The 13,509-nt window shown below is 61.7% G+C and carries 12 protein-coding genes; 7 read left to right on the top strand and 5 right to left on the bottom strand.

Annotated elements, in window-relative coordinates; all coding sequences use genetic code 11:
* The first annotated feature begins 2 nt into the window (after positions 1–2).
* From NATGR_RS09635 to NATGR_RS09620, 4 genes are all read left to right on the top strand, one after another.
* Positions 3–1,766: an ATP synthase subunit A gene (locus NATGR_RS09635; RefSeq protein ID WP_005577682.1), complete on the top strand. Its 1,764-nt coding sequence runs from the start codon at positions 3–5 to the stop codon at positions 1,764–1,766.
* 2 nt (positions 1,767–1,768) lie between these two features.
* Positions 1,769–3,214 carry an ATP synthase subunit B gene (locus NATGR_RS09630; protein ID WP_005577684.1) on the top strand — a complete coding sequence of 482 codons (1,446 nt, stop codon included), beginning with the start codon at positions 1,769–1,771 and terminating at the stop codon, positions 3,212–3,214.
* Between the two features lie 368 nt (positions 3,215–3,582).
* The gene (locus NATGR_RS09625; protein WP_015233520.1) at positions 3,583–4,296 is read left to right on the top strand and encodes a V-type ATP synthase subunit D; all 714 of its coding nucleotides are present in this window, start codon (positions 3,583–3,585) and stop codon (positions 4,294–4,296) included.
* 64 nt (positions 4,297–4,360) lie between these two features.
* Positions 4,361–4,774, top strand: coding sequence for a DUF6276 family protein (locus NATGR_RS09620; protein ID WP_005577688.1), 414 nt, complete (start codon positions 4,361–4,363; stop codon positions 4,772–4,774).
* A 561-nt stretch (positions 4,775–5,335) separates the two neighbouring features.
* Here the strand turns inward: NATGR_RS09620 and NATGR_RS09610 are convergent.
* From NATGR_RS09610 to NATGR_RS09590, 5 genes are all read right to left on the bottom strand, one after another.
* A complete protein-coding gene (locus tag NATGR_RS09610; protein WP_005577698.1) occupies positions 5,336–5,728 on the bottom strand; it encodes a DUF5811 family protein in 393 nt (130 codons plus the stop codon).
* A gap of 67 nt (positions 5,729–5,795) precedes the next feature.
* Positions 5,796–6,293: a pyruvoyl-dependent arginine decarboxylase gene (locus tag NATGR_RS09605; protein WP_005577699.1), complete on the bottom strand. Its 498-nt coding sequence runs from the start codon at positions 6,291–6,293 to the stop codon at positions 5,796–5,798.
* 274 nt (positions 6,294–6,567) lie between these two features.
* The gene (gene pan2 / locus NATGR_RS09600) at positions 6,568–7,803 is read right to left on the bottom strand and encodes a proteasome-activating nucleotidase Pan2 (RefSeq protein WP_015233519.1); all 1,236 of its coding nucleotides are present in this window, start codon (positions 7,801–7,803) and stop codon (positions 6,568–6,570) included.
* 379 nt (positions 7,804–8,182) lie between these two features.
* On the bottom strand, positions 8,183–9,154 hold the full coding sequence (locus tag NATGR_RS09595) for a hypothetical protein (protein ID WP_015233518.1): 972 nt from the start codon (positions 9,152–9,154) through the stop codon (positions 8,183–8,185).
* Between the two features lie 70 nt (positions 9,155–9,224).
* Positions 9,225–9,875: a DUF7344 domain-containing protein gene (locus NATGR_RS09590; protein ID WP_015233517.1), complete on the bottom strand. Its 651-nt coding sequence runs from the start codon at positions 9,873–9,875 to the stop codon at positions 9,225–9,227.
* A gap of 501 nt (positions 9,876–10,376) precedes the next feature.
* Between NATGR_RS09590 and NATGR_RS09585 the strand changes: the two genes are divergently transcribed.
* The 3 genes from NATGR_RS09585 (at position 10,377) to NATGR_RS09575 (ending at position 13,479) form a co-directional block, all read left to right on the top strand.
* Positions 10,377–10,964, top strand: a complete 588-nt coding sequence (locus NATGR_RS09585; RefSeq protein ID WP_005577709.1) for a hypothetical protein — start codon at positions 10,377–10,379, stop codon at positions 10,962–10,964.
* A 41-nt stretch (positions 10,965–11,005) separates the two neighbouring features.
* The gene (locus tag NATGR_RS09580) at positions 11,006–11,572 is read left to right on the top strand and encodes a hypothetical protein (protein WP_005577710.1); all 567 of its coding nucleotides are present in this window, start codon (positions 11,006–11,008) and stop codon (positions 11,570–11,572) included.
* Positions 11,573–12,183: 611 nt separating this feature from the next.
* Positions 12,184–13,479 (top strand): hypothetical protein, encoded by a 1,296-nt coding sequence (locus NATGR_RS09575; RefSeq protein ID WP_015233515.1) that lies wholly within the window; start codon positions 12,184–12,186, stop codon positions 13,477–13,479.
* Positions 13,480–13,509 lie beyond the last annotated feature (30 nt).

The raw sequence follows: 13,509 nt of genomic DNA, 5'->3' as shown, positions 1-13,509 counted from the left end.
CTATGAGCCAGGCAGAAGACACCCAGACCGTCGACGAAGACGGTGTAATCGAAAGCGTGAGCGGTCCGGTCGTGACCGCTGCGGACCTCGACGCCCGGATGAACGACGTCGTCTACGTCGGCGACGAAGGACTGATGGGCGAGGTCATCGAGATCGAAGGAAACCTGACCACAATTCAGGTGTACGAGGAGACGTCCGGCGTCGGCCCGGGTGAACCAGTCGAGAACACGGGCGAGCCCCTCTCGGTCGATCTCGGACCCGGTATGCTCGACTCCATCTACGACGGCGTCCAGCGTCCGCTGGACGTCCTCGAGGACAAGATGGGGACGGCGTTTCTCGACCGTGGCGTCGACGCGCCCGGTATCGACCTCGAGAAAGAGTGGGAGTTCGAGCCCGAAGTCGAGGAAGGTGACGAGGTCGAAGCCGGCGATGTCGTCGGGGTCGTTCCCGAGACGGTTACTATCGACCACAAGGTCATGGTGCCGCCGGACTACGAGGGCGGCGAAGTGACTGCAATCGAGAGTGGCGAGTTCACCGTCGAGGAGACCGTCGCCGAACTCTCCTCCGGCGAGGAGATTCAGATGCACCAGGAGTGGCCGGTCCGACAGGCCCGTCCCGCCGGCAACAAGGAGACGCCAACCGAGCCGCTCGTGACGGGGCAGCGCATTCAGGACGGCCTCTTCCCACTTGCGAAGGGTGGGACGGCCGCCATCCCGGGTCCGTTCGGGTCCGGAAAGACCGTCACCCAGCAACAGCTCGCGAAGTGGTCCGACGCGGACATCGTCGTCTACATCGGCTGTGGCGAGCGTGGCAACGAGATGACCGAGGTCATCGAGGACTTCCCGGAACTGCCGGACCCACAGACCGGGAACCCGCTGATGGCCCGGACCTGCCTCATCGCCAACACGTCGAACATGCCCGTCGCAGCCCGTGAGTCCTGTATCTACACGGGCATTACGATCGCCGAGTACTACCGCGACATGGGCTACGACGTCGCGCTGATGGCCGACTCCACCTCCCGGTGGGCAGAGGCCATGCGTGAAATCTCGAGCCGACTCGAGGAGATGCCCGGTGAGGAGGGGTATCCCGCCTATCTCGCCGCGCGCCTCTCCGAGTTCTACGAACGCGCCGGTCGGTTCGAACTGATCAACGGCGACGAAGGAACGATTTCGGTCGTCGGGGCAGTCTCGCCGCCAGGCGGGGACTTCTCCGAGCCGGTCACCCAGAACACGCTGCGTATCGTCAAGACGTTCTGGGCGCTGGACGCCGACCTCGCGGAACGTCGGCACTTCCCCGCGATCAACTGGAACGAGTCCTACTCGCTGTACAAAGACCAGCTCGACCCGTGGTGGGAGGCAAACGTCGAGGACGACTGGCCCGAGGTTCGCCAGTGGGCCGTCGACGTGCTCGACGAGGAAGACGAACTGCAAGAGATCGTCCAGCTCGTCGGCAAGGACGCACTGCCGGAAGACCAACAGCTCACGCTGGAGGTCGCTCGCTACCTGCGTGAGGCCTGGCTCCAGCAGAACGCCTTGCACGACGTCGACACCTACTGTGAGCCAGCGAAGACCTATCGGATGCTCGAGGCCATCAAGACGTTCAACGAGGAGGCCTTCGACGCACTCGAGGCTGGTGTTCCGGTCGAGGAGATTCAGGACGTCGACGCTGTACCGCGGCTCAACCGGATGGGCACCGCCGAGAACTGGGAGGAGTTCATCGGGGACATCGAGAACGATCTCGAAGAACAACTGCGAGCGCTGTACTAACGATGAAAGAGTACCAGACTATCACGGAAATCAGCGGTCCGCTGGTGTTCGCCGAGATCGACGAACCCGTCGGGTACGACGAGATCGTCGAGATCGAGACACAGCAGGGTGAGACCCTACGCGGACAGGTACTAGAATCGAGCGAAGAGATCGTCTCGATCCAGGTGTTCGAGGGAACGGGCGGCATCGACCGTAACGCCTCCGTTCGCTTCCTGGGTGAGACGATGAAGATGCCCGTCACCGAGGACCTGCTCGGACGGGTACTCGACGGGTCCGGGAACCCGATCGACGACGGACCGGAGATCATTCCCGAGGAGCGACGCGATATCGTCGGCGAGGCGATCAATCCCTTCTCGCGTGAATATCCAGAAGAGTTCATCCAGACTGGCGTCTCCGCCATCGACGGCATGAATACGCTGGTCCGGGGCCAGAAGCTGCCGATCTTCTCCGGCTCTGGGCTCCCCCACAACGAACTCGCACTCCAGATCGCTCGCCAGGCGACCGTTCCCGAAGAAGAAGAAGACGGCGACGGCGATGGTGATGGCTCGGAGTTCGCAGTTATCTTCGGCGCGATGGGTATCACGCAGGAAGAGGCAAACGAGTTCATGGACGACTTCGAGCGCACCGGCGCACTCGAGCGGTCGGTCGTCTTCATGAACCTCGCAGACGACCCGGCAGTCGAACGGCAGGTCACGCCGCGACTCGCGCTCACGACTGCGGAGTATCTCGCCTTCGAGAAAGACTATCACGTGCTGGTCATCCTCACGGACATGACCAACTACTGTGAGGCACTCCGGCAGATCGGTGCTGCACGTGAAGAGGTCCCCGGTCGGCGTGGGTATCCAGGATACATGTACACCGACCTGGCACAGCTCTACGAGCGGGCCGGCCGAATCGAGGGTAAAGAAGGATCGGTCACCCAGATTCCGATCCTGACGATGCCCGGCGACGACGACACCCACCCGATCCCGGACCTCACTGGCTACATTACCGAAGGCCAGATCATGATGGACCGGAACCTAAACAGTCAGGGGATCGAGCCGCCGATCAACGTCCTGCCCAGCCTGTCGCGGCTGATGGACGACGGTATCGGCGAGGGCCTGACCCGTGAGGACCACGGCGACGTCTCCGACCAGATGTACGCCGCCTACGCGGAGGGTGAAGACCTTCGTGACCTCGTGAATATCGTCGGTCGCGAAGCACTCTCCGAACGAGACAACAAGTTCCTCGATTTCGCCGATCGCTTCGAGGAAGAGTTCGTCCAGCAGGGATACGACACTAACCGCTCGATCGAGGAGACACTCGAGCTCGGCTGGGACCTGCTCTCGATGCTCCCCGCAGAGGCACTCAACCGCGTCGACGAAGAGCTCATCGACGAACACTACCGCGAAGACGGAGCCGTCACGGAAGGCGACGACGGCGAAACCGAGACTGCCCAGGCCGACTGATCGGTCCGGGCACCGACCACTGATTTCTGGCTACGCCGTACAGCCGACGGGCGGTTCGTCGTCGGCGGCTGTGGGAGTCGTGACGACCCCGAACTGTATTGCTGTCGAACGGTGTACTGTCAATCAGTTCTGGCCCACCCGCGACCCAAAGCGAGACACCGGTACATCACACAGCAGTTGCAGTCCTCTAGTACCGTCCCAACCGTCGACTGATGGGTCGAATCGGGCCACACCGCCAGATTCGACCCATCAGTTCAGGCTTGGGCCGCCACTAGAGAAGTCGTCTCCACTGCCCTCGATCCTCGCAGACAGGGCCGTCAGTAAAACTGTAAACAGTTATCCGACTGGGAGCGCTATCCCCCGACAAGATGGCCAAGGACGTAAAGCCCACCCGCAAGAACCTGATGGAGATCGAAGACCGCATCGAACTCTCCGAGCGTGGGCACAGCACCCTCGAGAAGAAACGGGACGGGCTGATCATGGAGTTCATGGACATCCTGGACAAGGCCCAGGACGTTCGTGGCGACCTCGCGGACGACTACGAGGAAGCCCAGACGAAGATCAACATGGCACGCGCCATGGAGGGCGACGTCGCGGTCCGGGGAGCCGCCGCTGCACTCCACGAACACCCCGAGATCACTACCGAGTCGAAAAACATCATGGGTGTCGTCGTCCCACAGATCGAATCCACCCGGGTTTCCAAGAGCCTGGACGAGCGCGGGTACGGTATCATGGGTACCACCGCCCGCATCGACGAGACCGCAGAAGCCTACGAAGACCTCCTCGAGAGCATCATCCTCGCTGCCGAGGTCGAGACTGCGATGAAGAAGATGCTCCGAGAGATCGAGACGACGAAACGCCGCGTCAACGCCCTCGAGTTCAAACTGCTGCCCGAACTCAAGGGAAACCAGGAGTACATCGAGCAGAAACTCGAGGAACAGGAGCGCGAGGAGACGTTCCGTCTAAAGAAGATCAAGGAGAAAAAAGAGCAAGAAGAGAAAGCGGCCAGAGAGGAAAACGCGGACGACGAAGCGGAGCAGATCGAACAGCCAGCTGCGGGTGGCGTCGCTGGCGGGAACTAGTCCCCGCTGAAAGACAGTCCGTACCCGATCGCTGTGGGAGCGATCTACAAACAGTTACGACAGGATGCCGTGCTCAGAGTGTGGCTCACCGACGATCGAGTTTGCCGTGCCCAATCGGCATCGAGAGTACCTCGCGTCGAACACAGCAGTCGCGAGTTGCTGTACCCGCTGTCTGACCGTCGAGCCGGTTACCGACGCCGACGCCGACGCCGACGCTGACGCGGCGGACTCCGAGTTCGACCTGCTCAGTGATGCGGTTCCCGGTGCCGCCGAGAAAGCGGTTCCGCTCTTGCTCGCGCTCGACCTCGCCGAGTCGCTCGTGACAAACCGTGCCGCGATCGAGTCGCTCCTGTGCGACGTCGAACGCGCAGGTGCCGATCCGTTGCTCGCGATCGATCGACTCGAGCGCGATCCCGATCTCGAGCCGGCGGTCGATCTCGAACGTCGGAGCCACCAGATCGAACAGCTCCTGTACTGAGTAGCGCGGTCTATCTGGTCTCGTCGTCGGACAAGCTGTATCTCACCGGCTCGAGCACGCCGAGTCGCACTCCCAGTACGCTCACGGCGCGAGAGCGACAGACCAAGCCGGTACGGTCGTCCACGTCGTTCCCTGACGCCTGACAGTGTAGTATCGTCCGTCGTGTTCGACGAACTGCTTTTCGTTCACGAAGGGTGGAGCCGCCGTCGTGTGCCCGTCCTCGAGCGTTTCCCGCTGGATGGTAGTCAGATCGCTATCGATCACGATGTCGGCGAACGCGGTTTCTGGGCTGATCGTCTTCGAAGTCGGTGTCCAGTTGGCGGTGAGACCGAAGACGACGGTTGGGACGGTACTAGTGCTTTGGCAAGCCTGAACGGATGAGTGAAACCGAATGCGGTCGTCTGGGTTCACGCAGCAGTCGACGCTTGGCGGAGTACTAGCAGAGAGCAGACGACGCGGAGACACTAGATGCCCATACCACGGGTTGCGGGCGGAAAATACGGTATTTTTAATCAGGTGGAAAGAAAGGCCGGAAGCGTCGTCTCAGCTATCGATCCCGACCTACTTCGCGGTCGGCGTCACGTTGTCGCCGATGGCCTGTTTAACCTGCAGCGCCGCGCTTGCGGCCAGGCCACGGGCAACCTCGTCGCGTTCGTCGGCCGTGATCGCTTCCTCGGAGACGTCATCGAGGTCGGGAGCGAAGCCGGCACTGACCGTGTGACCGATCGGTGGGCGGACGGCGACGGTCACCTGTGGGCCGCCGACGCCGGTCGAGACGTCCGCGTCGACGACGTACTCGCTTGGGAGGTACTCGCGCGTCCGCGATGCGATCCGGGTCACGTCACGATGGAGCAGCCGTCTTTGCGTACTCGAGAGGTCAGGAACGTCTACCGAGGCGCGCTTGCCAGCGGCCGTCTCTCCCGGGAGCCCTGCGTACGGCGTGTTTCCGTTCATGAGAAATTCGTACGCTAACAAAGTGCCGACGGGTCAAAAGGGTTGGCCTCGAGAGGTGTGTGCGGGCTCACAGCAGCGGATCGCTATCGCCGTAGACTGCGACGACGATCGCGGTCGTGTAGCTGCCAGCGTCTGCACTGCCGTTCTCGACCGCAACCTGCGTTTCGTCAAACTCCCAGTCGCGTAGCTCCTGGCCAGAAGCGATCCCGTCACGAACCCGTTGCTCGACGTCTTCGGGAGCGATCTCTCCGGCAGCCTCGTAGAAGAGTCCGGGGCCCCGTTCTGATTCGGCGTCGTCGGGACTGGATTGCGACCATGCGAGAGCGGCACTGACACTGCCCGGACCTGCCGTCGTCGCTCTCGCCTCGACGACGGTCAGCCGTTCGCCGGCCGGGCCAAGATCCGGTGCCGTGCCGACAGCCTCGACGTCGGCGTCGGCAGGAATCACCGACGAGACGGAGACGATGTTGTAGTTCTCGATGCCCGCATCCGCGAGCGCGCCATCGTAGGACGACATCGCAGTCGGAGCCGACGCGGACCCCCAGACGATTCGAATCGTGCTCATGGTCGATCTCGGGGGCCAACGGCGTAAGGAGTTTCGATTCACAGACAACTCGAGACGCGATCACACGTACCCCACGAGACGTCAGATCACACGGGCAGATCGGAAACTACCGTTGCGTGCGACGCCACTACCGGAAAGCGATCCGCAAAGTCGCGCTGCCGACGGCTGGGGCGAACGCAGACCCAGCTTGGCCCATCAGGAGCAAGTCAGAAGACAGCACAAAACGGCCAGCAACTAGCTTCGTGAGCGAACTGACCGACAGTGCAACCGTTCGCTACTGGTAGAAGTAGCCGGCAGAAGAGACGACATCGCTCGAGTCGTCTTCCTCGAGTTTCTCCACTGCTTCGACGAAGTCGCCGTGGTGGATCTCGTCGCGTTCGTTTCGAATTGCGAACATTCCGGCTTCGGTGGCGAGACTCTCGATGTCGGCACCGGAGTAGCCGTCGGTTTCGTCGGCGAGTTCCGCAAAGTCGACCTCGTCGGAGACGTTCATGTCGCGAGTGTGAATCTCGAGGATCTGTTCGCGGCCGCCGCGATCGGGTTCGGGAACCTCGATGAGGCGATCGAACCGGCCGGGCCGCAGAATAGCGCGATCGAGCATGTCGAAGCGGTTGGTCGCGGCGATGATTCGAATCTCGCCGCGTGCCTCGAACCCGTCCATCTCGCTGAGGAGTTGCATCATCGTACGCTGGACCTCGGCATCGCCCGAGGTTTTCGACTCCGAGCGGGTGGTCGCGATAGCGTCGATTTCGTCGATAAAGATGATGGCGGGCTCGCGTTCGCGAGCCATTTCGAAGAGGTCACGGACGAGCCGCGATCCCTCACCGATGAACTTGCGGACGAGTTCCGAGCCAGCCATCTTGATGAAGGTTGCGTCGGTCTCGTTCGCAACGGCTTTCGCGAGCATCGTCTTCCCGGTGCCCGGCGGGCCATACAGCAAGACGCCGCTCGGGGGATCGATACCGACTTCCTCGAAGCGTTCGGGCTCGGCGAGTGGCTGTTCGACCGCCTCGCGTACCTCACGGACCTGTTCGTCGATGCCGCCGATGTCTTCGTAGCCGATCGCCGGCCGTTCGGTGATCTCCATCGACTGGGCGCGGGCATCGGTCTCGGCTTCCAGTACCGTCTGGATCGCAAACGAGTCGTTGACAGCGACGCGGTCACCGGCCTCGACGCGCTCGGCGACGCGCGGTGAGAGTTCAGTGAGCACTTCTTGGTTGTTCCCGTGCTGTTTGACGACGGCCTCGCCGTCGTCGTCCATCACGTCCTCGACGGTCGCGATATACAGCGAGGAACTCTTGAGCGTCTCGTTTTCCCGTTCGACGCGGTCGACCTTCTCTCGCAGGTGGCCTCGGCGTTCCTCGGCCTCGTCGAGTTGGCTCGAGAGTTGCTCGTTGACGGTCACGAGATCTTCGAAATGACTCCTGAGCGCCTCCAGCCGCTCGTCGTCGGGGAGATCCGGATCGATATCGCGATGAGGTCGGTCGGGAATAGACGGGCTTCGAGACATCCTGACGTTCCCGGATACGAGTCCCACGATAAATGTGCCTTTGGGTCCCGGTCGGATTTCGAAGCCGACAACGACACAGTCGAGCGAACGAGACGTCGGGCTGGTGTGACCGCCGCCACGTTCTGATACGGTTTGCTGGCAGTCAGTTCCGGCGCGACCGCGACCCGCCGCGTGGTTGTGTGGCTGTACCGTCACTGGCCACCAGGAGTCAGTATGGGACTTTGCTCAACGCACAGCGGACGACACGTCGGAAGAAACGCTCCGTCGATGTCTCCGAGTTTTGCTCTCCCGAAACGAAAATCGATCGAAACAGGGGTTTGAGGGCGGTCACGGCGTCACAGGACTCGGCGTCCCATCGGTTCAGACCGGAACAGTTTGGCTACTCCGCGAGTTTCGAAAAGCGAACCTCGAGTGGTTCGGTCGACCGTGACGTCTCGTTTTCGAGCGCACCATCGGGGTCGACCTCGAGAACGGGAAGGCTCGACTCGCCGGTCGTCGCCGTCTCTTTCTCGTCGCCGAGAGTCGCCTCCCACTCGAGTTCGACTTCGACACCGCTTGCCGTCACGAGAGCCGGGTCGGACGCGGACTCGGAGCGAGATTGAGAGAGGGGTGCTCCGGTGTCGTCGCGTCCCTTCGAAGTCGAACGTCCAGGATTGGAACGGTTCGCTTCGGGAAAAGCCAGTCTGAGTTTCGGCAACAGTCCGTTCGAGGCGTCGACCTCGGCGACCGTCGTCCGTTCGTCGCCAACACAGTCGACGAGTTCGACGAGCAAACAGCAGTCGCCGCCTAGGTCGCGTCGTTTCCTGATCACGAGTCGTCCGTCGTGGTGCCACGAGGAACACCAGTCGACGACCAGCAACACCCCCGAGACGAGCGTGAGCGACCGATCAGTCTCGACATGGGTCGTCTCTCCTTCGGCTTCGACCTCGAGTGTCGTCGTGATCGTTTCGTCGACGGGTGGGACAGTAGAACGGACGTCGAGATCGATCGCAACGGCGGTCTTCTCGCCAACGCCGAGGTCGAACGCGGTGACGGCGTCGCTGGCTTCGGCGTCCGACGTCGGCACGAACCGGACGCGGTCGTCCTCGACCCCGAGGGCTACCTCGATCGGCTCGGTAAGCCGGTTTGCGACGTCGAACGTCGCAAGCGGATACCGTGTGCCGTTGCCGAAGAGGAGCCCACCCGTTTCGACGTCGTCGTCGACCAATCCGAGATACGCGTTCGCGTCGCTTACCACCCCGACAGAGATGTCTCGATCGAGTTCGCTGCTCGAGTGTCCGAGCGTGTCGACAGCGAGCAGGCCACTCGATCCGGCGATCATCGCGAGCAGTGTGCGTCTCGTTCGGTTCATCTCGGGCGTATCAGTGAGGGAATTTCAGCGTGTTACGACTCACAGATCGAACACGGCAACGAACCACAGACTATCCATCGGTGTTCGACGAGTACTCGAGTTCGACGCCAGGAGGGTCTTCTGTGATCCCCAGGCGATTGCGACGTGCGTAGTATCGGTGTGCAATCGACGAGACCGCAAGCGCGACGACGACGAACGTGCCCCATGCATACGAGGAAACTGCACCGAACGGTCCGATCCCCGACGCCGTCAGCGCAAGCAACACGCCGGACAGTGCGGTCAGACCGATGTAGTAGTCGCTCCACGGAATCTCGCGACCGTGAACGACGTCCATGTAGATTTCGACGTCTTCGAGTGCAGGCGTCGGTTCGACGAACCCACGGTCCTTGTTGAACTCGAGGACGCCCGCTTCGTCCATTTTTGGCAGATGTGACTGGTGTAGTGCCGTGTAGACTCGCTTTCGGTCGGTGCTCGAGACCGCTTGCAGATCGATACCGTCTTCGGAAGCAGCGATCTCTTCTGACAGCGTTCCGACGTCGATACGCTCGTCTTCCTGCATGAGCTGGTGGAGGACGTAGCGCCGTCGCCGGTTCGAGAGCATCTCGAAGAGTTCGTCTTCGGTGAGAGTAGCGTTCGTCGAGTCGGAGTCGGATGAACCCCCGTCGGCGTCGTTCCCCGTCACGTCCGTATTGGCGGATTGGGCTGCGTGAGTTGTCCCCATCAGATACCCGGTATCACACCCCCCGGCAAAAAGGTTGTGTCGTCAATAAGTAATTGAATCCAACTAGTTCTTATTTTAACGAGTTGAAACGATCGTTGATTCTCGTGGAGTTGGCAGAAGATCAGGTGCTGCTGAAGAGGGACTAACTGACGGCTGACTGAATGCAAAGGGTTTCAGACCAAAGTTGAGTGGAGTAAATGACACCGATATCGACTCGAGAACAGCGCTTGGCCGAATCGGTTCAGGGCCGATACTCGACGCGTGGGTGCAGGTATGTGATTCACTCACGGTCGAGAACGTCAACAGTCACTCGGTGTGGTCTGACGGAGTCAGCAAGTGACTGACTGCTCGACATCCGGACCTGAAATTAACTCCACAGGTGTATTACAATATCCCTTGGTGGAGTCTTTCGGCCTGTAATCCCTGGACAGGGGATTGGGCGGCGACGGGCCATCGTCGTGGTGGACGTCGTCCCCTGCGGAAACGACGGAGAGATCAACAATGCAACGACGCAAATTCGTCATCGGAATGGGAGCACTGGCATCGGGAGCAGCAGCGGCCGTCGGTACGGGCGCGTTTACGAGCATCGAGGCCGACCGTGACATCCAGGTCGACGTAGCTCACGATTCGGACGCGTTCCTCGCGCTGGGGCCGTCTGAGGACGACAACGGCGCGTACGTCGACGAAAGTGGCGGCATCGTGAGCCTGGACTTCACGGAAACCGAAGCGGGCGGAGAGGGTATCAACGACCGTGCGTTCACTAACTTCGAGAGTGTGCTCGAAGTGGAGAATCAGGGGACTCAGGAGGTAAAGATCGGCGTCGACGTACCCGACGAGGACGGGTTCGACGTCGGTGACTTCCTCGTCTTCGTCTCGCGAGAGAACCTCGAGTACGGTACCGGCTCCCCCAGCGAGGGCGAGCAGGGCATCCGAACCGACAACTTCTCAGTCGACGAACTGCCCGAGATCGGCCCCGGTGAGGGCATCACCATCGGGTTCGCGTTCAATCTCGACAAGGATGATGACTTCCCGGAGCTCGACGACACCCTCACCATCGTGGCCGGCACCGAGGACAACTTCCCAGCCTAAACAGATAGCGGCGGTTCGATACCGCCGACAAACACACTACAATGAGACGCCGAACGTTCATTGGCGGCCTGGGCGCGATCACCGCCGGAGGGAGTGTTGTCTTCGGCAGTGGTGCCTTTACTAGCGTCGAAGCTCGTCGGTCTATCACGGTCGAAACAGAAGACGACCACAGCGCGTTCCTCGTTCTCGACGAGATCGACGAGGGAGAACGAGCGGACATCGACGGCGGTCAGCTAAAGTTCCAGTTCCCCGGCCAGAGCGAACACGAGTATCCGGACGGCGACGAAACCGATCCGGAAGGACTCGGTTCGGACTCCATCTATCGGTTCTCGAGCGATGTCGGTGCGGATGGGCCTGGCCTGTTCGAAGTCAAGAACCAGGGGACACAATCGGTAGAGATATACAGCACGCAGGCTGAAACGAACGGAGTTCCATCCGTGGAGATGTACGACGTAGAAACGGGAGAACTGCTTACAGCCGACGACCCGTCGGCTTCGATCGGCGTTGGCGAAAGCCTCCCTGCTGGCTTACAGATCGAAACACACGACATCGACACCGACTCCTACAACGTCGTCCTCACGATTCACGCGGCTGCGCCCGAAAACTGAGCCTGAAGAGGGAGTCGACTCCCTTCGCCGATCGACTTCGTCTCCGCTGTCGCCGCTGTCAGTCGTTGCGCTCGAGTGAACGGAAAGACAGCGGCGACCGGACTGGTAACGACGGTCAGTGACGACGCCGGTCTGAAGACACAACGAAGACATCACGAGCTCCTGGAGAGTCGAACACCGCCGTTTACTCCTGCTGAAACCCGGTCAACACCCGTATTACAATAGCTATAGCTGAGCTTCTCTCGAGTGGGAACGCGATGGGGAGTGGACGCCGTCCGTCTTGGCCACGGGGATTCTCGAGGCGGACGGCGACGCGACCCCGCGATCGTCCGATCACCCGATCACCCACAACTCGTTCGCATGGTTGGTCGCGTCGCCGGGACGGTGGACGCTTCGACAGCCAGCCATCTGCCACACCCGACCGTCGCGTTCCCATCGACGGCGACACCGTCGTCGTCGAACACGACGCTCCCCCAGGGGAGGGGGTGGCGTTCGAACAGAGCCCGGGAGCTTCGCCTCGGCAAGAGAGGCGGCGCTCCCGAAACGACACACCAGTTTCGAACACGAATGCCGACTCGAGAACGGAGACGTCACGCGAGGTGGCAACGCCGATGAGCCGACGGGGAGCGTTCGGAATCGCTATCCTCTGCTTGCTCTTGCTCATTGCCGCCGCGACCGGTGGAACCAGTCCTGACAGCGGCCACGACCGCGTTTTCGAGGGCGTTACCGTCGAACCGCACGACGGGCCTCACGGCGCGTACGCTTCCCTGGACGGGGACGACGAACTCGTGATCGATCTGGCTGCCGGTAACGACGTCGTCGAGGGTGACGGCGTTCCGGCGGAGACGGTCACCGGCATCGACGACGTAGTCAGACTCAATCACACTGGCGACGAGTCTGTCCAGGTATGGCTCGAGCACGGTTCGCCCGACATCGCGTTCTACCGTTCCGACGATACCGGCACGTCGATCGAGGGGGAACAGAACAGGGCGACACTGGGTCCCGACGACTCGATCGACGTCGGCTTCACCGTCGACTCACGCGACGTGGAGACGGTGGACGTGCTGATCGATGGCGTGGAAATTCACGGAACGATCCCCGACGGCTCGGGTGGGGTTGCCGGGGCGTCGGGGCCTCCGTCGGGGTCTGCGTCGGTGCCGACCTGTCCGCCACCGACCGTAACGGTCGAGATGCCGGAAAAGACGACACGAGAGGTTTCGATCACGAACGCCGCGGACTGTGGAACAGAGTCGACATCGATCGATCTGCGTGGACTGGCACTGACCGATGGCGTCACCCTCGAGCGGATCACGGCCGCACCCGCGGGCGCGGCGGTTTCGTTCGCGGTCAGCGTCGACCGGTGGCTCGACGCGAACGAGCTTCGTCCCGCCGACGAGACCGAGCCGATTGGCGCTGTCACGATAGAAGACGCTCCGGCAGAGGCATTCGAGACGATCGAGTACCACCTGGTCGTCGATCATCATGAGCTCGAACGCGACGGAACGGTCCTTGCGACCGAAAGCGGCGACGCGGTCCCGATCACAGTCCACCGTTACGAAAGGGAAGGATGGGCCGAGATCGACGTCGAGCGAGTCGACGAAACGGAGGGGACACTCGAGTACACCGTTCCCGTCGATCCGGAGTCCGACTACGTCGTGAGCACTGGGACACCAGAGACGGAGACGGACGGCGAGGCCGACGACGCTGGGCTAGGCGCTGCCGGCGATGGTTCGGAAACCGACCGTGATGCCGAAGACGCTGTCGACGACAGCAGTGTTGCCGATCGTAGTGGTTTCGATCCGGCCGACGGGACGGCTGCCACTATCGAGTCCGCAGTGGTCGTCGTTTTCGTCGTCGTGATTGCCGTCGGACTGGGAGTCGGTCGTTTGCGTCGAGCGTATCGGTGAGTGACCACCGCGCGATCCAGGAAGGCCCGC

Source organism: Natronobacterium gregoryi SP2 (assembly GCF_000230715.2).
Taxonomy (GTDB): domain Archaea; phylum Halobacteriota; class Halobacteria; order Halobacteriales; family Natrialbaceae; genus Natronobacterium; species Natronobacterium gregoryi.
Note: the sequence above shows the minus strand (reverse complement) of the source record. Positions and strands in the feature narration are given on the sequence as shown.

What these genes read in the sequence shown, in the direction of transcription:
- NATGR_RS09635 (WP_005577682.1), top strand. Translation starts at nt 3, where the DNA reads ATGAGCCAGGCAGAAGACACCCAGACCGTCGACGAAGACGGTGTAATC.
- NATGR_RS09630 (WP_005577684.1), top strand. Translation starts at nt 1,769, where the DNA reads ATGAAAGAGTACCAGACTATCACGGAAATCAGCGGTCCGCTGGTGTTC.
- NATGR_RS09625 (WP_015233520.1), top strand. Translation starts at nt 3,583, where the DNA reads ATGGCCAAGGACGTAAAGCCCACCCGCAAGAACCTGATGGAGATCGAA.
- NATGR_RS09620 (WP_005577688.1), top strand. Translation starts at nt 4,361, where the DNA reads ATGCCGTGCTCAGAGTGTGGCTCACCGACGATCGAGTTTGCCGTGCCC.
- NATGR_RS09610 (WP_005577698.1), bottom strand. Translation starts at nt 5,728, where the DNA reads ATGAACGGAAACACGCCGTACGCAGGGCTCCCGGGAGAGACGGCCGCT.
- NATGR_RS09605 (WP_005577699.1), bottom strand. Translation starts at nt 6,293, where the DNA reads ATGAGCACGATTCGAATCGTCTGGGGGTCCGCGTCGGCTCCGACTGCG.
- pan2 (WP_015233519.1), bottom strand. Translation starts at nt 7,803, where the DNA reads ATGTCTCGAAGCCCGTCTATTCCCGACCGACCTCATCGCGATATCGAT.
- NATGR_RS09595 (WP_015233518.1), bottom strand. Translation starts at nt 9,154, where the DNA reads ATGAACCGAACGAGACGCACACTGCTCGCGATGATCGCCGGATCGAGT.
- NATGR_RS09590 (WP_015233517.1), bottom strand. Translation starts at nt 9,875, where the DNA reads ATGGGGACAACTCACGCAGCCCAATCCGCCAATACGGACGTGACGGGG.
- NATGR_RS09585 (WP_005577709.1), top strand. Translation starts at nt 10,377, where the DNA reads ATGCAACGACGCAAATTCGTCATCGGAATGGGAGCACTGGCATCGGGA.
- NATGR_RS09580 (WP_005577710.1), top strand. Translation starts at nt 11,006, where the DNA reads ATGAGACGCCGAACGTTCATTGGCGGCCTGGGCGCGATCACCGCCGGA.
- NATGR_RS09575 (WP_015233515.1), top strand. Translation starts at nt 12,184, where the DNA reads ATGAGCCGACGGGGAGCGTTCGGAATCGCTATCCTCTGCTTGCTCTTG.